We start from the raw sequence: 20,330 nt of genomic DNA on the forward strand, positions 1-20,330 counted from the left end.
CGTTAGCGATCGCGGGCTGTAATGACGGAAATTCGTTAGAATTTCCCAGAGTGACAGAAGAGGGGTACAGCACTTTGCGCTGTTATGAGGGACAGTGTTGAATCCTCAAAGCTATGTACCAAAAGCCTATTCCCTATTCCCTATTCCCTAGCGCAAAGCGCTATAAAGGCGGCGATCGGGTTCTAGTTTCTCAAGCATAACTTGATAGTTAACAAAGTGTCCAACCGCCACATGAAAAGCAAACATGGGAGAAAGATCGGAAAATGTTTTGATCTCAACCGCTATTTTTTGCTCTTCTTTGGTTGCCATCAATAATTTTTCTGCTGCCAGATCGATATAGGTCGTTGTATTTCCCCACTTCAAACACAACGGGTCGTCAGTAACTGTCCAGCCTTCTTTTTCCCCTCTTAACTTGTTCGTGAAAAGTATCCTTTGCCATCTCAGGTTAATTACATTCTTGATGACCCAGAATAGACCAAACCCCGTCCCATATCCAACGTCACAAATTCTCCATCGCGAATGACCTGTGTGGCTCGCTCAACGCCCACAATAACCGGAATACCTAAACGTAAACCAATAATCGCAGCATGACAAGTGGTATTATCCATTTCCACAATAATGCCCCCCGCTTTGCGAATCGCTTCAATAAAATCGGCTCCGGTTTCTGGAGCAACTAAGATATCACCGGGATGAAAATGGGTAGCCTCTAACCCATTTTGAGCAATTCTAGCTCGACCGCTGACTAATCCTTGACCGATACCAGTTCCTTTACCTAAGACGGCCGTAACGATTTGGACTTTAATCAAATCCGTTGAACCAGAAACGCCGGTTAACGTTCCCGCCGTCATCACGACTAAATCCCCTTCCTGGAGTAAATGTTGCTCTTGGGCTGCATTAATGGCGGCTTGAAAGGTCTGATTCATCGAAGGTAAATCTAGCACCAAAAGGGTGTCCACTCCCCAAACCAACTGCAATCGCCGCGCCACAGAAACTTGCGGAGTAATCGCTAAAATAGGAGGCTCGGGGCGGAATTTAGATACATTACGGGCTGTTGCTCCAGTTTTAGTCAGAGTCATAATGGCGGCTGCATTGAGCTGTTCCGCAATCCGACTGACCCCTTTGGAAATGGCACTGGGAATGGACTGACGACCTTGGGTCTCTGCGTTGCGGGTATGGGGTTCTTTTTCGATCCGTTGGGCAATGCGCGCCATCGTAGCCACAGCTTCCACCGGAAATTTACCCACCGCAGTTTCATTGGAGAGCATCACCGCATCAGTTCCATCTAGAATGGCGTTGGCAACATCGGAAATTTCTGCACGGGTAGCGCGGGGAGAGTTAACCATGCTATCGAGCATTTGGGTTGCTGTAATGACGGGAATACCGAGACGGTTAGCGGTGGCAATCAGGCGTTTTTGCAGCATGGGTACATCTTCGGCAGGGACTTCTACCCCCAGATCCCCACGAGCGACCATCACGCCATCGGATAGGCTCAGAATTGCGTCCATTTGCTCGATCGCCTCATGTTTTTCGATTTTGACGATCGCGGGGACCTGTTTACCCGCATTGGAGATAATTTCTTTAATTTCTAGAACATCTTGGGGATTACGGACAAAGGAGAGCGCGACCCAGTCTACTCCTTGATCTAAGCCAAAGGCTAAATCAACCCGATCTTTGTCGGTTAAGGCTTTTACGGAGAGATAAACGCCTGGAAAGTTCACCCCTTTGTTATTGGAGAGGATTCCGGGAACCGTGACGCGACAGTGAAGTTGTTCAGTTTTTCGATCGATCTCTTCCACTTTCATTTCTACCCGACCATCGTCGAGGAGAATGGTTGAGCCAACAGGTACTTCTTCAGCAAGGCGATCGTAGCTGACAAAACTAATATCTTGCTTGCCCAGGATGCGATCGCTCGTTAAGGTAAAGCGATCGCCTTTTTTCAGCACCACCGATCCTTGCTCGAATTTACCCAAGCGGATTTTTGGGCCCTGTAAATCCTGTAAAATGCCCACTGGTCGATTCAGCTCAAACGAGACTTGGCGGATCAGACGGATATTGCGCTGATGATCCTCGTGGGTTCCGTGGGAAAAGTTCAGTCTGAGAGTCGTTGCGCCCGCTAAAATCAACTGGCGAAGCACGTCTGCACTGCTGGTAGCTGGGCCAATGGTAGCAACAATCTTGGTTCGACGGGGAGAATACTGCGATCGCATGGAGTGTTTATCAACGATGAAGTCGTTGTTCATTGTACCGAGCAACCTAGGCCAATGGATCAGTTCAGTCTAACCATTCTGTATCCGATTCAGCTACCATTGGTATTTGTTGTCTATCCCTAGAATAGGTTTTTGATTCGACCACAACAGTTGAAGCGTCTGTCAAAAAGACTGGCGACGACGGATTTCAGGAGACTGGGGATATTTTAATGGGGGTGTGGTCGGTGAAGATTTAGACTCTAGATTTAGGGGAATAGACAGGGGACGACGAGCAGAGGAATCCATAGATAAAGGGGATTGCATTCCCTTCAGACTCTGCAAAAGGGACTCGCGCACCACCGGTTCTTGTTCGCGACTGAGCATCAATCGCAGAGCATTAAAAATCATCTCCGACTCTTTTTGTCCAGAGCGGGTATAGAGCAACCGATTCACCCGACGCACTGCCAATAACCGTAGTAGAGGTTCGGGGTGAGTTAAATCCATCAGGACTCGATCTAGCTCCAGTTCTTGCTGCTTATACTGGGAAAGTAGCGATCGCCCCACCAGCAGCCCTAAAATGGCTAAAATGCCCAATCCTTCCAGAATTTGGCTGGCTGCTATCCAACCATTTTCTGCCTCTATCCAGACCGCGATCGCCATATAAGTCACTAAAGTCACCCCACCACCACCCGTAACCGCGAATGCCAACTGACGATTCGGCCCAGTTACCCAGCGTCGCATTTGGGCCCATCGCCATTCCCAGTTCCAGGATTGCATCCGATAGAGAACCACCATCATCGTCATCCCTAAACCGGTTGCCAATACCAGTCGCCAGTTCCAGGCCATTAATACAGCAATCAGGGTGAGGAAAAACAACCAACTTCCTGACCCCTGAAATAGGGATTTCCTCATCAGGTTAACCTTTACCTTTCATAGTTGCTTTCAATTTGCTCTGTCTATCTTAACCTGATAACCTGAGTTCGCAGAACATTCAGAGAAAATGCGGCTCAAAATCGTTAGACCCGATTGACCCTCCAACGCTAAAAAATTGATTGCACTCGCGTCTAAATTTCATAGGTAGACGATTGTAGTCGAAACATCTGGGCATACATGCCATTCAAATCCATCAGTTCCTCATGGCTACCCATTTCTCGAATTGACCCCTGCTCAAGGACAATGATGCGATCGGCCATGCGTACAGTGGAAAATCGATGACTAACCAAGAAGGTCATTTTACCCGATGCCAATTTTCGGAAACGCTGAAAGAGATCGTATTCAGATATCGCATCTAAAGCGGCTGTCGGTTCATCTAAAATCAGGATTTGTGCAGGAGTCATAAACGCCCGTGCCAACCCCACTTTTTGCCATTGTCCCCCCGATAATTCACTTCCTCCTGGAAAGATTTTTCCTAACAAGGTTTCATACCCATGGTCTAATCCTTGAATTACACTATCCGCCCCAGAATCAATCCCGGCTTTGCGAATGCGATCGCGATTATTATATTCATCAATATTACCAAACCCAATGTTATCACTGACACTCAAATGATAACGGGCAAAGTCTTGGAAAATCACTCCAATATTCTGCCGTAATTCCTTCAGATTTAATTGAGTGATGGGAATATTATCAATCGTAATCTCTCCAGACGTGACATCATAAAACCGGGTCAACAGCTTGAGTAAAGTCGTTTTCCCGGCTCCATTCATGCCGACTAAAGCAATACTTTCCTGTGGTGCAATGGATAAATTAATATTCTTTAAGGTGGGTTTGCTCGCTCCTGAGTAGGTGAAGCTGACATTCTTGAACGTTAATCCTTGGCGCAAAGGAGAAGGAAAGGGTTGGGCATTTTGGGGGTTGATCACATAAGGTTGAAGGGCTAAAAAATCAAAAAACTGGCTAACATGCAGATTCACTTCATATAATTTCGCAATTTCTTCGAGCAGTCCTTGAATCGCTGTTTGCGATTGACGAAATGCCCCCGAATACATCGTCAAAGAACCAATCGTAATTTCACCACTCAGGGTTGCCGCAACAATCCAAAAATAGGTCAAATAAAATCCCAGTTTAGAGATCAGAGTTGAACTGAGCAGGGAAACAACTTGCTGGCGAGACATTTCTTCTATTTCTGCATTAAACTGCCAGCGAATCTCTCGCCATTTCTTTAATAGGTGATCGCTCAAATTAAACAGACGAATTTCTTTGACAAAATCTTGATGGGTTAAAACTTGCTGTAAATAATCGGCAAATCGACCACTCTGAGTTTGTTTGCGGAGGACTCTAAAGCGCCGACCTGAAAATTGGACGCTAATCATAAATGCAGGTAGGGCACTGAGCAGCAATATAACCGTTGCCAGGGGACTAAAGCTAATAATCAGGCCCAATAGGGCGAATAATTTCAGACCTTGGCCGACAAAGGTGGTGAAGTAGGTTAGGGCACGAACGGGATAAGTGCTACCGCTTTGTTGGGCCCGGCTTAACAAATCGTAAAATTCGGGCAGTTCGTAATGGGCTAAATCTAAGTAAACGGCTTGTTTAAGCAGGAGTTGACTGGCGTAGAGATTAAAACGATCGCCTAAAATTTGAGCAGTATAAGTCGATAATGACTTGAGGCTATCACTCAACAGATGCAGCAAAAAGACCGTAAACACCAAGATAAAGATGGGAGACCACTCGGAACTGGGTAGTCCAATGGTATTCAGGATGCGATCGATAATCAGCTTACCAATATAAAGCTGGATCGCAGGTAATACTGAAGCGCTCAGGGTGGTCAGCAAAGACAAGAGTAGCCACCGGGGACTCGCAGACCACACTAAGCGCAACAGTCGAGGCGTATTGCTGAGGACAGAAAAAAAGCGTAAGGACACTGGCTAAAGGAGGGATATTGTTGCGCTTTAGCGCTTTGAACATTCTAGCGCTTTAGTGCAACAACGAACCGATTTTTCTAATCCACCACTTTAGCTGAGACACTCCACTATCCATTGACTGACAAAAGGAGATCAACGGCAAAACCTAAAGAGTACTCATCACTTTCCGAGCCGCCTCTAGAGTCTTGTCAATATCTTCCTCTGTATGAGCCAAAGACGTAAACCCAGCCTCAAACTGAGAAGGCGCTAAATAAATGCCCTCCTCTAACATTCCCCGATGGAAGCGGCCAAACTTAGCGGTATCCGACTGTTTCGCATCGCTAAAATTATGGACAGGGCCGGCTGTAAAGAAGAAGCCAAACATGGCACTAATAGAACCGCCGCAAGCCTCATGGCCGGTTTCTTTGGCAATAGCGAGCAAGCCATCAATCAGTTTTTTAGTAATCTTCTCCAAAACATCATACTGGCCCTCCTTATTCAAGATGTCTAGGGTTTTAATCCCAGCCGTCATTGCCAGAGGATTACCAGAAAGGGTTCCCGCTTGATACATGGGGCCAGCCGGAGCGACGAGGGACATAATCTCCTTACGACCGCCATAGGCTCCAACCGGTAATCCGCCACCAATGACCTTACCCAAGGTTGTTAAATCAGGTGTTACGCCAAATTTGGCTTGCGCTCCACCGTAGGAAATCCGAAATCCGGTCATCACTTCATCAAAAACCAATAAAGCACCATGGTCTTGAGTGAGCAGGCGCAATCCTTCTAAAAATCCGGCATCTGGGGGAATAAAGCCAGAGTTACCTACGACGGGTTCTAGGATGACTCCAGCAATTTCGTCAGGATTGTCATTAAACAGTTTTTTCACCGCTTCTAGGTCATTGTAGGGGGCGGTGAGGGTATTGGTGGTGGTGGATTTAGGAACTCCTGGAGAGTCCGGTAAGCCTAGGGTCGCGACCCCAGAACCGGCTTTAACCAGGAACATATCGGCGTGGCCATGGTAGCAGCCTTCAAATTTGATGATTTTTTCCCGTCCGGTAAAGGCTCGCATCAGTCGCAGGACGGACATACAGGCTTCGGTTCCAGAGTTGACAAACCGAACCATTTCAATGCTGGGAACGGCGTTAATTACCATGTCCGCGAGGATATTTTCTTGGGCACAGGGAGCGCCAAAGCTGGTTCCTTTGTCTAGGGATTCGTGCAGCGCTTTAATTACATCTGGATGGGCATGACCGCAAATAGCAGGGCCCCAAGTGCCTACATAATCAATATATTGGTTGCCATCGACATCCCAGATATAGGCTCCCTTTACACGGTCAAAAACAATAGGTTGGCCGCCCACAGATTTGAACGCCCGCACGGGAGAGCTGACTCCTCCAGGCATCAGGGTTTGGGCAGCAGTAAAGATTTCTTGAGATTTGGTGGTGTTTAGTGGTGTTACAGTCAAGGTAATCTCCAGGCGCGAAAATACGGATAATTTTGGGCTAAATGCTCAAGTGTTTTTTAGCAATAAGGGCTAGATTACACTAAAACTTAGCTCCTTCATCACTTCCTCCGTTAGAGAAGGGGTAAGATTGAGTAAGGATGCTTACAAGGGTTTTAGAGCTACTGCAAGCGATCTGTTGTTTGTTGGGGTAATTGATTAAGTTTTATGTCTGTTGAGTCTTTTCCTTCCCAGGCGATCCCGGTCGATCGCATTAAATATAATGATCGAGGTTTGGTTCCTGCCATTGTTCAAGACGATCTTGATGGTACGGTGCTGATGATGGCTTGGATGAATCAGGAATCCCTACAAAAAACCTTGGAGACGGGAGAAACCTGGTTTTGGAGTCGTTCCCGTTCCCAGTTGTGGCATAAGGGGGCAACGTCGGGTCATCTCCAGAAGGTACGATCGCTTCGTTATGATTGTGATAGCGATGCTTTGTTAATTGGAGTCGAGCAAATTGGTGATATTGCTTGCCATACGGGAGAGCGCAGTTGTTTTCATCAGGTGGAAGGAACCATTACTGCGCCCCCTGCGGATATGCTCTCTCAAGTGTATGAGGTAATTTGCGATCGCCGCGATCGTCCTACCTCAGAATCCTATACTTGTAAATTATTGGCCGATGGGGATAATAAGATTCTAAAGAAAGTGGGTGAGGAAACAGCAGAAGTGGTGATGGCTTGTAAGGACGACGATCCTGAATCTATTGCCTCAGAAGTGGCCGATTTGTTTTATCACACCTTGGTTGCCCTTGCCTATCATCGTGTGCCCTTAAAGGCGGTTTATCAACAACTACAACAGCGTCGCCGATAACATCCATTCTCTCAACCATTAACTTTCAACTATGCATCTTTCTCTTGACCTGCCTGATGCTCAATCCACCGAAGAATTGGGGATCAAACTCGGTCAAATTCTAGCCCCCGGAAGTGTCGTCCTTCTCAATGGGGATTTGGGTACGGGGAAAACGACGTTAATTCAGGGACTCGGTAAGGGACTGGGTATTGAGGATCTCATTGACAGTCCCACGTTTACCTTAATTAATGAATATCTTGATAGCAGAGTTCCTCTCTACCATTTCGATCTCTATCGCCTCAGTCCCGCCCAAGTGCCTAGCCTGAATCCAGAATTATATTGGGAAGGTGTAGAAGTCCCTCTGGGTATTGTAGCTATTGAGTGGGCGGAGAAGTTGCCCTATTCTCCGCCAGAGGTGTTGATTTTGGATTTGAGTTATCAGGAAAACCAAAGACGGGTCGAGCTGTGGGCGAAAGGCCCTTTAGCGATTGCTGTTCTAGAGGCGATTTCCCAAGCCTATCAGTGTCCTTCTGCTGGTCTCTCTTGTCGATCGGGGAATAGGGAATAGGAGGTTATTTCTATCTCCCTATCTTCTCCTAGAGCGGGAAACACCGGCCAAACTCCTCGGCACAGCGTACAAAGAGTTCTACGCCCATCTGTAATACAATCTCGTCAAAGTCAAACCGGGGATGGTGATGGGGATAGGCAAGATCTCGCTCTGGGTTGGCCGATCCCAGAAAGAAGTAGCATCCAGGAACCTGTTGCAGGAAGAAAGAGACATCTTCGGCCGCTAGGGTTTGATAGTCGGGCAGGAGTTCATTGGAGGTTTCTACGACTCCTTGGGCGACAGAATATACAAAACTGGACATGCGGCGATCGTTAATGACGGCTGGATATTGCTGCCAGTAGTTCAGATCGTAGGTTGCACCATGGATCTGGCAGATTCCAGCTATCGTTTGTTCAATCCGCTCTTGTAGATAACCTTGGAATTGGGGATCAAAATAGCGGACCGTTCCGCTCAGTTTTGCCGTATCTGCGATGACGTTATGGCGAGTCCCTGCATGGAGTTCTCCAATAGTAACGACAGCCGATTGTAAGGGATTGACGTTGCGGGAGACAATCGTCTGGAGCGTATTGACAATTTGAGCGCTGACCATGACTGAATCTATGGTTTGATGGGGCATGGCTCCATGGCCGCCTTTGCCCATAATCAAGAGTTTAAACGATTCTACGGCTGCCATAAATGGGCCGCTGCGAAGGGCAACTTTACCCATGGGTAGGACATTCCACAGGTGCAGACCGATGAGAGCATCGACATCAGGGTTTTTTAGCACCCCGGCTTCAATCATGGGTTTAGCGCCCCCTGGCCCTTCCTCTGCGGGCTGGAAAATGATTTTTATGGTTCCGGAAAAGTCCTGCCGGTGTTTGGCTAAATAGTGGGCAGTTCCTAGGGCGATCGCCGTATGACCGTCATGGCCGCAGGCGTGCATTTTACCTTCATGCTGCGATCGATACGGAACTCGATTGAGTTCGTTAATGGGTAAAGCATCCATATCAGCGCGAATCGCTAAAACAGGGCCAGGGGTTTGGCCGGTAAGGGTGGCGACAATACCAGTTCCGGCAATCCCCGTTTGATGCTCAATCCCCCATTGGGTCAGCAGTTTTGACACAAAAGCTGAGGTCAAATATTCCTCAAAACCCAGCTCAGGACATTGATGAATTTGCCTTCGCCATTGGACCAGTTCAGGCTGTAAGGCTCGAATTTCTAATCTAACTGACTCAAGATTGACGGAAGGAGGAAGAAGGGTGGATGAAATCATGAGGTTCGCTGGCCCGATAAAATGTAGGATTCAAAGTAATATTGAGAACTTTCTTGTCCTGAATAACCACTTGTGTTGCCAAAATGAAGCAAGGAAAAGATCCTTAATTATAGTATAACGGGTCATGAAATTCGGTTACAGATTCTTTGATCGTCCTGGATATATCTGCTACACGGATGTCTTTTTAAAGCCGTTTTGATATAATTAGATAGTAGAAGAACTTTAATTTATCCTTTCTGGAGCAATTGCTAACCCCCAATTCTTCCCAATCTAGGTGATGCGAATGGAGAACTAAAATATTAATCAAAGCCTCACCAATTGAACCGTCAACCCATCATTTTAATCGAGGAAAAGCTTTTAATTTCTTATGAATCATCAAAATTAGGTTAACGCGATCGCCATTTACACTCAGGTCATCTGACTTTCAAAACCATGCTATTTGCTCCGCTCAGATACTGTCCCTTTGTAATGATTAAGGATTTGAAGTTGTGATTGCTATTTCACCTCGTCCCGTGCGCCGGCAATGGAATACCATTAGTTTCGCTTCTACGTTGTACCTGTGTCCTGTACTCGATCTACTCCTCACTCACATCCCTTCCCATGTGCCTCTCGACTGGCAAGCACAGGTTAGACTCGGACTACAAGAAGCCCTGGTAAATGCAGCTAAACATGGTAATAATCTCGATCCGGGTAAGCAAGTTTCTGTGAGGTTTTCAGTATCCGAAGGCTATCACTGGTGGGTGATTTCAGATCAAGGATGCCAAAGCAGGGAGAACTGTTCCTGTATTCCCGTTGACTCGGCGGGGCTTCCTGAGCATGAGTCCGAATGTGGGCGCGGTTTGTTTATTCTCCACCAAATTTTCGATCAAGTCCATTGGTCTCCGGAAGATCGAGAACTGCGACTGTGCAAAAGTTGGAGATAGTCCAAGCTTTAGCGATGATCGGGACAAGGAGGAGCGCTAATAGAGCGATCGAGCCAACCGGTAGCTTGTTGCAATCGGGGAAGTGCTTCTTCTTTTTGGTTTTTTAATAGGAAAATTAGAGCAGCGATCGCCTGTTCCTGGGCCCTCGCGGTACGGTTAGACTTGAGCTTATGCCAATCGGCTGAAGAAATGGCTAACCGTTGAGCTAAGACTTGTGCAATCTCCAGAGTCGTCAGATCTGAGAGGCGATCGGCGATCGGGGTCTGTGTAGTGGAAAAATTAGACATTGGAGCAGATAACCTTGATAGAATACCGTTGTTCTTGATTGTAACGGAATAGTCCTAAATTCCAAAAATCATCCCATTTTCCGTGTCCCTCTGTCTTCCTCTGAAAGCATTCTCCCATGTCCGACGATCGCTCTCCCCCCTCTGAAACCGATCCCCAACCTGACTGGGAACAGAGCTTGATGGACTTAGAAGAGAGCCTATCAAGTCTCAAACAACGGTATACCCAAGTCAAAGAAGGACAGCAGCAAAAACAGGATCTTCAGCACCGGTTAGGGCAACTGCAAACGGAACTTAAACACATTAAAGAACAAATAGCAACCTTGGAAGTAGAGCTAGAAAGTCGCCTCCTGTCCTGGTTAACGGTCAAAGAACCCTTTTGGCAAGCGGTGCGGTTTGGGGGATTAGGCTTTGCGATCGGCTGGGGTTTACACTGGTGGTTGAGACGATAAGGTCACCTTTTTAAATCCTCAGTTTTTTACCCTTGAGTACGGTTTTCGGCGATAAAGCTCAGTGTTAATCTTTGATAATGGGTCTTATGATATTTACCCTTGAGCAATTAGAAACCCAAATTATAGCCTCTCCACAAAATTGGCGGCCGTTGGTTCTAACGAATGGCTGCTTTGACTTGCTTCATATTGGTCATTTACGGTATTTACAACAGGCAAAGTCGTTTGGGCGATCGCTCATTGTTGGCATTAATAGCGATCGCTCCGTGGGCAACCTTAAACCTAATCGCCCGATTGTACCTGAATCTCAACGAGCAGAACTGGTGATGGGCTTAAAACCTGTTGACGGGGCGATCATTTTTGACTCTTTAACGGCTATTCCCTTAATTGAAACCCTAAAACCTGATATTTATGCCAAAGGAGGAGACTATACACCAGATACTTTACCGGAAATGCCAGTCGTTAGAGCCTGTGGTTGTCGTCTAGAACTGATTCAGATTGAAGTAGCCACTTCTACGAGTGGTATGATTAATAAGATTTTGTTGAATTGAGGTTACTGAGAACAGTTTTTACTGTTATTAGGCAATAGGCAATAGGCAAGTCTTCTGTTGGTTACAGAAAGGGTAACACTTCAGAAATCAGAAAACCCTTGTGACATGCTGAGAAGTATAGACCCCTTGTAATTGTTGAGATTCCCCCTTTCTCAAATGAACAAAAAGCACTCGAGCGGGTAAATACTTTCCTTTATGTTCAATGCGATCGCTCTGTCGAATTCGCAGTCGGAAAGCCAGAGACGGTTCTCAAAGCAAGTACCTCACCCAAGCCTGTCCGATCAATTCTCGGTCCCCACAGATGAAGGCAATCTCAGCCTCAGGGAAGAGACGATGAAAGGCTTCGAGCCATCTCATTCTCTGATCGCTGTTACTATTGCCTTTCTTTTCCAGTATCCACCACAATACGGGCATGGCAACTCCCTGATCGATAATACCCAAGGTGAGGATTTGTAGCAATGCTTTCCTAATTCCCAACTGGTACGGTCTACACTCAAAACCCAAGGTTGGGGTATGTGCATCCAACAGACTATAATCTGGGCGATTTCAGTATAATCGAGGTCAAACCCTCGAAAAAATCTTTGTAGTCGCTTGTAATTAGATGCGGGTTTGGCGTTAAAAAGAAGACCAATATTTTGCATTAATAATTAACCTAAAGGGTAAAGAAATGACAGAATATGCGACTTCAGCCTTAACTAAATGAACCTGAATCAAGACCGAATTCACCAAACCTGGGAAAAAATCGCCAACCAATTAAATCTAGAACCTCTTCCCCTGCCGCCTATCCACCCATTCGAGACCCTAGAATCGACGAATCAAACCCTGTGGCAACTGCTCAGGGAAGGGGCCCCAACTGGTACAGTGGCGATCGCCAGTCGGCAAACCTCTGGGCGAGGACAATGGGGGCGATCGTGGTCTTCTGGTGATGGAGGGCTGTATCTGTCTTGGGCGATCGCCCCTAAATTGCCCACTGAGAAAGCAATATTGCTCACCATTAGTAGCGCTTGGGGAATAGCAACTCTCCTGCGTCAATATCATCAACCCGACAACTCAGAAACCCAACTCCCCATACAAATCAAATGGCCCAATGACTTAATCCTTAATCAAAGAAAAGTGGGAGGTATTCTCACCGAAACTCGCGTGCATCAAAACCAGATTCACCAGGCTGTTGTTGGGGTGGGGATAAATTGGGAAAACCCAGTCCCTGAACCGGGAATTAGCCTCAAAGAAGGGTTCAACGAGCGATCGGTTGCCAGCGATCTCACTTGTCTAGAAGATCTTTTAGCCCTAACCTTAAGGGGATTAATCTCCGGATACGAGGCGATCGATCGGAAAAAAGGAGCAACTCTCATCTCTGCCTACAATCAACTGCTGACCCATATTGGGCAACCCATCACTATCCAAGGACAAAACGGCAAGATTCAAGGGATTACGGAGACAGGTCAGCTCTGTATTGACCTGAACTCCTCCCAAGTCCTCTTCAACCCGGGCGAAATTCAATTAGGCTATAAGAACTCCTACAGAAGTTAAGAAATATATGATAAAACTTGTCAGAGACCCAATAATGGGATAGAGATCGAGCCACTAATCGTGAAAACACTTAACCGCCAACGAATTCAGATGAGTACGGATAAGACAACACCCACTCCCAATCCCAGCCCAGATCGCCAATATACCCGCACTTTATTTTGCCTCACCTGTCACCGTTCCCTGCTCATGCAAGGACTCGGTTGGTTAGGGGCCCTAGGTTTACTCAGTGCTAGCATGGTTTGGACTCCCAATCGAGGCGCTGCCTACGAACAAGACTCCATTGATCCGGTTGCTTATGATGCGGTTCCTGAAGTCGAATGGACAGAACCAGCATATGAACCGGCTTATGAACCCTCTTATGAGCCGGCTTATGAACCCTCTTATGAGCCGGCTTATGAGCCAGCATATGAACCGCAATGGACTCCTGAACCAGCCGCCTATGAGCCAGAATGGACTCCTGAACCTGAACCGGCGGCTTATGAGCCAGAATGGACTCCCGAACCAGCCGCCTATGAGCCAGAAACCTTTGATGATGCTTCTGTACCAGTGGTGATTGAAACCCATCAAGAGGCTCCCATTTCCTATTCTGCTTCGGACTTGATGCCAGAAAATACAACGACGGCTCAAGAGAATACGGCTCAAGAAAGTGCCTATATTGATACTTCTAACGATTTTGATACAGGTGCAACGGCTGCTTATGAAGAACCGACGGAAGTGGTGGTTTATGAGAACTCTGCTCCTACTGTTTCGGCACCGGAATCTCGGGATTATACGGCTGCTGCTCCGGCTGCTGCTCCTAGTGCCCCTTCTGAACCTATTCCTGCTTGGTCTCCAGAAAATTATCAGCCAGCGCCCTCCTATGGAACGAGCAATGAAGAGTATGCACCAGCGCCAGCACCTGCTCCAGTGGTTGGGGGAACGACAGCGAGCGGTCGGTCTTATTTTAATACTCAAAAACCCATGGGTTTGCCGGGTAATGGCAATGTGAGTTTATTGTATCCTCTGGCGATTCCTGCTCAAGTTAGCTCCCATTTTGGCTGGAGATTGCATCCGATTTATGGAGATTGGAGATTCCATAGCGGTACAGATATTGCGGCAGCTACGGGAACCCATGTGTTAGCCGCGTTGGCTGGACGGGTGGCGATCGCCAATTTCTTGGGTGGATACGGCTTAACTGTGGTTCTCGAACATAGTAATGGAACCCAAGAAACCCTCTATGCCCACTTGTCTGAAGTATTTGTTGAACCAGGTGAAGAAGTAGAACAAGGTACGGTCATTGGAAGTGTGGGCAGCACAGGAAATTCTACAGGACCCCACCTGCATTTTGAATTGCGAGAACAAACAGAAGACGGTTGGGTAGCTTTGGACGCTGGGGCACAGTTGGAATATGCCTTAGCTCGGTTTATCCAATCCTGGGAAACGGCCTCAGCAACTCCTTATACCGGTGGCAATGCCAAGGAACTGCAACAATTACCAGCTCCGGAACTGGCGGTTGAAGAGTTGCCCTATGTGAACATTCGCCCGATGTAGGAGACGCTCGGGACGCGGGGACGCGGGGACGCGGGGATGCGGGGAATAAGATACTTCTACTTGTAAGATCCCCCACCTCCCTATCCCCCTATCTACCCGTACCCATGTTCGCTTAAGAAGTCCGCAGTAATGGGGTTTTCGGGTTTTTTATGTGGCGATTGCAATAATCCTTCCACATATTTACCTAAAATGTCTCCCTCCAAATTGACTACATCTCCGGGATGTAGATACTGTAAATTAGTATGGTCGAAAGTATGGGGAATCACCGCGACCTTAAACGTATGGGTTGCGCCTTGGTCTTGAGCGAGAGTTAAGCTAATCCCATTCACGGCAATACTGCCTTTGGGGACAATATAGCGGGCTAGATTGGGGGTGTTCAGGTGAAAAACCATTTCCCAGGCGATCGCCGTCTGTATAACCGACAGAACTTCCCCCGTACCATCCACATGACCCGTCACAAAGTGACCCCCTAATTTACTCCCCACCTTCAAAGAGGTTTCGAGATTTACAGGGACTTGGCTCATGGCTCGATGGTTCAGGGTAGTGCGACTGAGAGTTTCTGGTGAGACAGCAGCAATAAACCCCTGGGAAAGCAGGGTTTCTACTGTCAGGCATACGCCATCGACTGCGACACTATCGCCTATGGCTAAATCCGCCAAAATTAGCCCTCTCCCTTCAGGAGAACAGATAATTTGGACTTGGTAATCATTCAGAGGAGTGAGTGTCCCTAAGGTTTGGATTAATCCGGTAAACACGGGTAACGTTCAAGAAAAGTGAGCTTAAGATGAGAAGAAGACAGATTACAGATTTTATATAAACTTATGGTCTAATTAGGATAATCGATTTTAAGGTAGAGAATACTGTATGGGTTTCCTGAATCAGTTTATCCTTTAGGAAACCCCAGACAACACCCGATCTTATCTACGAGCAACGCAGCCCAAGGATAAGCATCCCTTGCCAGAGAGTGATCTAGAGGCTTTACCCGATGATTGAAATGAGAGTTGCTGGAATTGCATTAGATGCGGGCACGCGCAGTCCCATTGTTCTATTAAAGGATACGACGGAGCGCCGTGCCTTGCCCATTTACATTGGTCAAGACCAAGCCAGGGCGATCATTAATGCTTTGGAGAGGCAAAAACCTCCTCGACCCCTGACCCATGATTTGATGGTGAATGTCTTAGACACTTGGGAGATGTCCCTAGAGAGAGTGGTAGTTCACGCGCTCCATGATAATACCTTTTATGCCCTGCTGACGATGCGTCAAGGGGATGTTGTCCATGAAATTGATGCTCGGCCCTCTGATGCTATTGCCTTAGCTCTACGAACGGGAACTTCTATTTGGGTGATGGAAGAGGTGATCGCGGATGCCTCAATTCCAGTCGATCAAGAGGCAGATGAAGCTGAACAAGAAGCATTCCGCGATTTTCTATCGGGTTTGCGACCTGAAGATTTTGCCCAACGGGGTAAAGGGCGATCGGTGAATGGAGAGTAGCGGACGGAGACACGGAGACACGGGGACACGGGGACGCGGAGACGCGGGGACGCGGAGACGCGGGGAGGTGGAGATGGGGAGGATGAGGAGAATGGGGAGAATGGCAAAAATTCGATTCCCATTATCGTCCACCAAGTTGAGTTGAAACAGTTAGTAGCGTGAAATATCGACGCTTTGGTAAAACAAATCTGGATTTATCAGTGTTTTCCCTGGGGACAATGCGACCATTGGGATCGGAGGAAGGGTTTGGCCAGATTGTTTTACAGGCACTCTCAAGAGGTATCAATCATATTGAAACGGCTAGGGGATATGGTGCAAGTGAGGTCTATTTGGGCAGGATATTGCGTCAGTTAGACCGCGAGTCTGTTTATTTAACTACGAAACTGCCACCAACTCCCGATCCAAAAATAATGGCAGGGTGGATAGATGAGTCTTTGTCCCGTTTGGGGGTAAAACGAATCGATTGTTTGGCGATCCATGGGATTAATACTGGGGAGCATCTGGAATGGATACAGGGCGATCGCGGGTGTATGCAGGCGGTGCAGGAGGCGATCGCCAATGATAAGGTAAATCATGTGGGTTTTTCTACCCATGGTTCCCTAGAGTTAATCCAATCCACCTTAGAAACCGGTTTATTTGAGTTTGTAAATTTACATTATTATTGGTCGTTTCAACGTCATACTCCTCTGTTGGCGATCGCCAATGAATTAGATATGGGCGTTTTTATTATCTCTCCCGCCGATAAGGGAGGGCGCTTGTATTCTCCACCGGCTCAACTGCAAGCCTTGTGCCAACCGTTTTCGCCTTTGGAATTGAGTTATCGGTTTTTATTGGGCGATCGTCGGATTACGACCCTAAGTATAGGGCCAGCTACGGTAGAAGAGTTAGGCTCATTCCTAGAAATGGGCGATCGTCCCCTCACAGAAGCAGAACAGCAGGTTTTATCCCATCTAGAACGCCAAATGAGCGACACCTTGGGAAAAACCCAATGTCATCAATGCTATCAATGCTTACCCTGTCCCGAAGAAATTAATATCCCGGAAGTCTTACGCCTACGAAATTTAGCTCTTGCCTATGACTTGGTGGAATATGGAAAATATCGCTATGGCATGTTTGAAAATGCGGGTCATTGGTTTCCCGGAAACAAAGCCTCCCGATGTACTGAATGTGGAGAATGTTTACCCCGATGTCCCACCCAGCTCAATATTCCCCAACTCTTGAATGAAACCCATGAGTTACTAAAGGGAAAACAAAGCCGCAGACTTTGGGAAGATTAAGCACTATATGCTATATCAGAACTGCTGAGTTGATCCATTACCCAGCACGATAAAACGGTTTTTTAACCACTTTCATCGGATACCGTTTTCCACGAATTTCCACTTCAAGTTCTTGCCCAATTTTTGCCCATTTTTTCGGTAGGTATGCCATGGCAATGGGATAACCGAGGGTAGGGGAAAGCGTTCCACTGGCGACTTCAGAGACGACTTCCCCGCTAGCCAACAGGGGATAGCCATGACGAGCAATATGACGACCTTCTCCTTGTAGTCCCACTAAGCGCTTAGAAACTCCGTTTGCTTGCTGCTCTTCTAACACCGATCGACCGATAAAATCGCCTTTAGTTTTCAAATGGACTAACCATTTCAAACCCGCTTCTAGGGGGGTGGTGGTGAGATCGATATCTTGACCGTAGAGCGCTAAGGCGGCTTCTAAGCGTAGGGTATCCCTAGCTCCTAAACCACAAGGGATAACACCGGTTTGCAGTAAGGTATCCCAGAGTTGAAGAGCCGTGTCTGGATCGAGCATAATTTCTACTCCGTCTTCGCCTGTGTAGCCGGTGCGAGCGAGGAAAGACCAACTACCGAGCAGGGGAATGGGGATGTGACCAAAGCGAGGGATAGAAGAGAGGTTAGTGGTGACAAGGGTTTGTAGGGTTTCGAGAGCTTTGGGGCCTTGCAGAGCAATCAGTGCTTGGTTGAGGGTTTGGTCGTCGAATTGGATTTTATCTGGATCGAGATGTTGCTGTATCCATTGGCGATCGCCCTCACAAGTAGCAGCATTGACGATAATAGCGACTTTTTCCTCTCCGTTGTCTTCTTGGCTTTGCAGATAGACAATAATATCGTCAATAATGCCTCCTTCTGAATTCAGAAGTACCGTATATTGCGCTTGGCCCGGTTTTAGACGAGCAAGATCTGAGGGAACAAGAGTTTGTAAACTGGCGATTACTGAAGCGCCACTGAGGAAGAATTTGCCCATATGGGAGATGTCAAACATTCCGACATGGGTTCTGACTGCTTCATGTTCTTGTTTGATTCCTGAAAATTGTACTGGCATTTCCCAACCGGAAAATTCAGTCATCTTTGCCTTGAGTTTTACGCACGAGTCAAACAGTGGAGTATGAAGTAAAGCCATGATTACCGTCTCAATGATCCTACAGGCACTATACCAAAAGATGCCCTCCTCCTAGAAAAGCATGAGGGCGAAAAATTTTTCGCCCCTACTTGATGAGGGACTAGCACCTTTCCTATTCCTCAAGGGGAAATCGCTATATCCTTTTGTCACAAATAATGTCCATATCGTAACAATACACTCTAGTCTTCCTCCCCAGCCAGATAAAGTTATATTGCATTACGTATGGCTCAAGCATAGGGCTTTTTACCCACCGATCCCCAGAGGAGTTCTGTTTACTGGCGATCGCCAACCCAAATCAAAAAAAATAAGTCTAATATCTTCTTAATAATTGTAGACTTTTGTCAAGATTTTCGTCATAAAGCTTAATGGTAGCTGTAAATATAAGTAAGGATTATTTGCAAAACAAGTAGAAGTGAACGTAAAGTGGCCCAAATCTTGATATATTCTTAAACATCTAGCCAATCGGCACAAAACGTATTAAGTGCTAGTTTTTAGGAAGGGATTTCATGTCTTACGCTCAAACTCAAACTCAGTCTAAAGCTGGGTACCAAGCTGGTGTAAAGGATTACAAATTAACCTACTACACACCAGATTACACACCGAAAGATACCGACGTTCTGGCCGCATTCCGGATGACCCCCCAACCGGGCGTTCCTCCCGAAGAAGCAGGCGCTGCGGTAGCTGCGGAATCGTCCACCGGAACCTGGACGACTGTATGGACTGACCTATTAACCGATCTCGATCGCTACAAAGGTCGTTGCTACGATATTGAATCAGTTCCTGGAGAAGATAACCAATACATTTGTTATGTAGCTTATCCCCTGGATCTGTTTGAAGAAGGTTCTGTAACCAATATGTTAACCTCCATCGTAGGTAACGTATTCGGTTTCAAAGCCCTACGCGCCCTACGTTTAGAAGATATGCGGATTCCCATCGCTTATCTGAAAACCTTCCAAGGGCCTCCCCACGGTATCACCGTAGAACGGGACAAACTCAACAAATACGGTCGTCCCCTACTCGGTTGTACCATCAAACCCAAACTCGGTTTATCGGCTAAAAACTACGGTCGTGCAGTATACGAGTGTCTCCGTGGTGGTCTAGACTTCACCAAAGACGACGAAAACATCAACTCTCAGCCCTTCATGCGCTGGAGAGACCGCTTCCTATTCGTTCAAGAAGCGATCGAAAAAGCTCAAGCAGAAACCGGTGAAATCAAAGGTCACTACCTTAACGTAACCGCTCCTACCGTTGAACAAATGATGCAACGGGCCGAATTCGCCAAAGAAATCGGTACCCCCATCATCATGCATGACTACCTCACTGGAGGATTCACCGCCAACACCACCCTCGCTAGATGGTGTCGCGACAACGGCGTACTACTGCACATCCACCGTGCCATGCACGCCGTTATCGACCGTCAGAAAGCCCACGGAATTCACTTCCGTGTTCTCGCCAAATGCTTACGCATGTCCGGCGGCGATCACCTCCACTCTGGAACCGTTGTGGGTAAACTCGAAGGTGAAAAAGGCATCACCATGGGCTTCGTTGACCTCATGCGCGAAGACCACATCGAACAAGACCGTCAACGCGGAATCTACTTCACCCAAGATTGGGCTTCCATGCCTGGTGTAATGCCCGTTGCTTCCGGTGGTATTCACGTATGGCACATGCCAGCTCTCGTAGAAATCTTCGGTGACGACTCCTGCTTACAATTCGGTGGTGGAACCTTGGGTCACCCCTGGGGTAACGCTCCTGGTGCAACCGCTAACCGCGTTGCTCTCGAAGCTTGTATCCAAGCTCGTAACGAAGGTCGCAACCTCTTCCGTGAAGGTGGCGACGTAATCCGCGAAGCTTGTAAATGGTCTCCCGAATTGGCCGTTGCTTGCGAACTGTGGAAAGAAATCAAGTTCGAGTTCGAGGCCATGGATACCCTCTAATCTCTGCCCAGAGTTAGAGCATCCGTTAAGAGGAAGAAAAGGCAAGAGTGTTGTCGATCACAATCTTGCCCCAAATCTCC

At 47.3% G+C, this 20,330-nt stretch carries 20 protein-coding genes; 10 read left to right on the forward strand and 10 right to left on the reverse strand.

The features are described 5' to 3' along the window. Positions 1–147: 147 nt before the first annotated feature. From J7545_RS24215 to hemL, 5 genes are all read right to left on the reverse strand, one after another. The gene (locus tag J7545_RS24215) at positions 148–363 is read right to left on the reverse strand and encodes an element excision factor XisH family protein (RefSeq protein WP_413038581.1); all 216 of its coding nucleotides are present in this window, start codon (positions 361–363) and stop codon (positions 148–150) included. 86 nt (positions 364–449) lie between these two features. Continuing rightward, a complete protein-coding gene (gene pyk, locus J7545_RS19960; protein WP_413038583.1) occupies positions 450–2,207 on the reverse strand; it encodes a pyruvate kinase in 1,758 nt (585 codons plus the stop codon). A 162-nt stretch (positions 2,208–2,369) separates the two neighbouring features. Further along, positions 2,370–3,098 carry a hypothetical protein gene (locus J7545_RS19965; protein WP_318701681.1) on the reverse strand — a complete coding sequence of 243 codons (729 nt, stop codon included), beginning with the start codon at positions 3,096–3,098 and terminating at the stop codon, positions 2,370–2,372. 152 nt (positions 3,099–3,250) lie between these two features. Then, positions 3,251–5,050: an ABC transporter ATP-binding protein gene (locus J7545_RS19970; protein WP_318701680.1), complete on the reverse strand. Its 1,800-nt coding sequence runs from the start codon at positions 5,048–5,050 to the stop codon at positions 3,251–3,253. Between the two features lie 145 nt (positions 5,051–5,195). After that, positions 5,196–6,494 carry a glutamate-1-semialdehyde 2,1-aminomutase gene (gene hemL / locus J7545_RS19975; protein WP_318701679.1) on the reverse strand — a complete coding sequence of 433 codons (1,299 nt, stop codon included), beginning with the start codon at positions 6,492–6,494 and terminating at the stop codon, positions 5,196–5,198. Positions 6,495–6,698: 204 nt separating this feature from the next. Between hemL and hisIE the strand changes: the two genes are divergently transcribed. Both hisIE and tsaE read left to right on the forward strand, forming a co-directional pair. Then, a complete protein-coding gene (gene hisIE / locus J7545_RS19980; RefSeq protein ID WP_318701678.1) occupies positions 6,699–7,343 on the forward strand; it encodes a bifunctional phosphoribosyl-AMP cyclohydrolase/phosphoribosyl-ATP diphosphatase HisIE in 645 nt (214 codons plus the stop codon). 31 nt (positions 7,344–7,374) lie between these two features. Continuing rightward, on the forward strand, positions 7,375–7,890 hold the full coding sequence (gene tsaE, locus J7545_RS19985; protein WP_318701676.1) for a tRNA (adenosine(37)-N6)-threonylcarbamoyltransferase complex ATPase subunit type 1 TsaE: 516 nt from the start codon (positions 7,375–7,377) through the stop codon (positions 7,888–7,890). A 28-nt stretch (positions 7,891–7,918) separates the two neighbouring features. On the opposite strand, the gene J7545_RS19990 is transcribed toward tsaE, so the two are convergent. Continuing rightward, complete coding sequence (locus tag J7545_RS19990) at positions 7,919–9,142, reverse strand: M20 family metallopeptidase (protein WP_318701674.1); 1,224 nt, start codon at positions 9,140–9,142, stop codon at positions 7,919–7,921. 488 nt (positions 9,143–9,630) lie between these two features. Between J7545_RS19990 and J7545_RS19995 the strand changes: the two genes are divergently transcribed. After that, positions 9,631–10,065, forward strand: coding sequence for an anti-sigma regulatory factor (locus J7545_RS19995; protein ID WP_318701672.1), 435 nt, complete (start codon positions 9,631–9,633; stop codon positions 10,063–10,065). A gap of 8 nt (positions 10,066–10,073) precedes the next feature. Here the strand turns inward: J7545_RS19995 and J7545_RS20000 are convergent, their stop codons facing one another. Then, positions 10,074–10,352, reverse strand: coding sequence for a DUF6439 family protein (locus J7545_RS20000; protein WP_318701670.1), 279 nt, complete (start codon positions 10,350–10,352; stop codon positions 10,074–10,076). A 116-nt stretch (positions 10,353–10,468) separates the two neighbouring features. Here J7545_RS20000 and J7545_RS20005 point away from each other — a divergent pair, with 116 nt between their 5' ends. Both J7545_RS20005 and J7545_RS20010 read left to right on the forward strand, forming a co-directional pair. Then, the gene (locus tag J7545_RS20005) at positions 10,469–10,801 is read left to right on the forward strand and encodes a hypothetical protein (protein ID WP_318701668.1); all 333 of its coding nucleotides are present in this window, start codon (positions 10,469–10,471) and stop codon (positions 10,799–10,801) included. Between the two features lie 77 nt (positions 10,802–10,878). Then, complete coding sequence (locus J7545_RS20010; RefSeq protein ID WP_413038580.1) at positions 10,879–11,349, forward strand: adenylyltransferase/cytidyltransferase family protein; 471 nt, start codon at positions 10,879–10,881, stop codon at positions 11,347–11,349. Between the two features lie 249 nt (positions 11,350–11,598). Here the strand turns inward: J7545_RS20010 and J7545_RS20015 are convergent, their stop codons facing one another. Beyond that, complete coding sequence (locus J7545_RS20015) at positions 11,599–11,808, reverse strand: hypothetical protein (protein WP_318720059.1); 210 nt, start codon at positions 11,806–11,808, stop codon at positions 11,599–11,601. Positions 11,809–12,048: 240 nt separating this feature from the next. Here J7545_RS20015 and J7545_RS20020 point away from each other — a divergent pair, with 240 nt between their 5' ends. Beyond that, a complete protein-coding gene (locus J7545_RS20020) occupies positions 12,049–12,879 on the forward strand; it encodes a biotin--[acetyl-CoA-carboxylase] ligase (RefSeq protein WP_318701662.1) in 831 nt (276 codons plus the stop codon). A 90-nt stretch (positions 12,880–12,969) separates the two neighbouring features. After that, positions 12,970–14,409, forward strand: coding sequence for a peptidoglycan DD-metalloendopeptidase family protein (locus J7545_RS20025; protein ID WP_318720060.1), 1,440 nt, complete (start codon positions 12,970–12,972; stop codon positions 14,407–14,409). A gap of 92 nt (positions 14,410–14,501) precedes the next feature. Here the strand turns inward: J7545_RS20025 and J7545_RS20030 are convergent, their stop codons facing one another. Further along, a complete protein-coding gene (locus J7545_RS20030) occupies positions 14,502–15,164 on the reverse strand; it encodes a riboflavin synthase (protein ID WP_318701658.1) in 663 nt (220 codons plus the stop codon). Positions 15,165–15,394: 230 nt separating this feature from the next. On the opposite strand from J7545_RS20030, the gene J7545_RS20035 reads away from it, so the two are divergent. Then, positions 15,395–15,901 carry a bifunctional nuclease family protein gene (locus J7545_RS20035; protein WP_318701656.1) on the forward strand — a complete coding sequence of 169 codons (507 nt, stop codon included), beginning with the start codon at positions 15,395–15,397 and terminating at the stop codon, positions 15,899–15,901. 158 nt (positions 15,902–16,059) lie between these two features. Continuing rightward, complete coding sequence (locus tag J7545_RS20040; protein ID WP_413038579.1) at positions 16,060–17,178, forward strand: aldo/keto reductase; 1,119 nt, start codon at positions 16,060–16,062, stop codon at positions 17,176–17,178. A gap of 37 nt (positions 17,179–17,215) precedes the next feature. Here the strand turns inward: J7545_RS20040 and gcvT are convergent, their stop codons facing one another. Then, positions 17,216–18,313, reverse strand: a complete 1,098-nt coding sequence (gcvT, locus tag J7545_RS20045; protein WP_318701652.1) for a glycine cleavage system aminomethyltransferase GcvT — start codon at positions 18,311–18,313, stop codon at positions 17,216–17,218. 506 nt (positions 18,314–18,819) lie between these two features. Here gcvT and J7545_RS20050 point away from each other — a divergent pair. Then, complete coding sequence (locus tag J7545_RS20050; protein WP_271942261.1) at positions 18,820–20,250, forward strand: form I ribulose bisphosphate carboxylase large subunit; 1,431 nt, start codon at positions 18,820–18,822, stop codon at positions 20,248–20,250. The last annotated feature ends 80 nt before the right edge of the window (positions 20,251–20,330 follow it).

Origin of the sequence: Roseofilum sp. SBFL (assembly GCF_017746885.1) — a bacterium.
In the GTDB taxonomy this organism is placed as follows: Bacteria; Cyanobacteriota; Cyanobacteriia; order Cyanobacteriales; family Desertifilaceae; genus Roseofilum.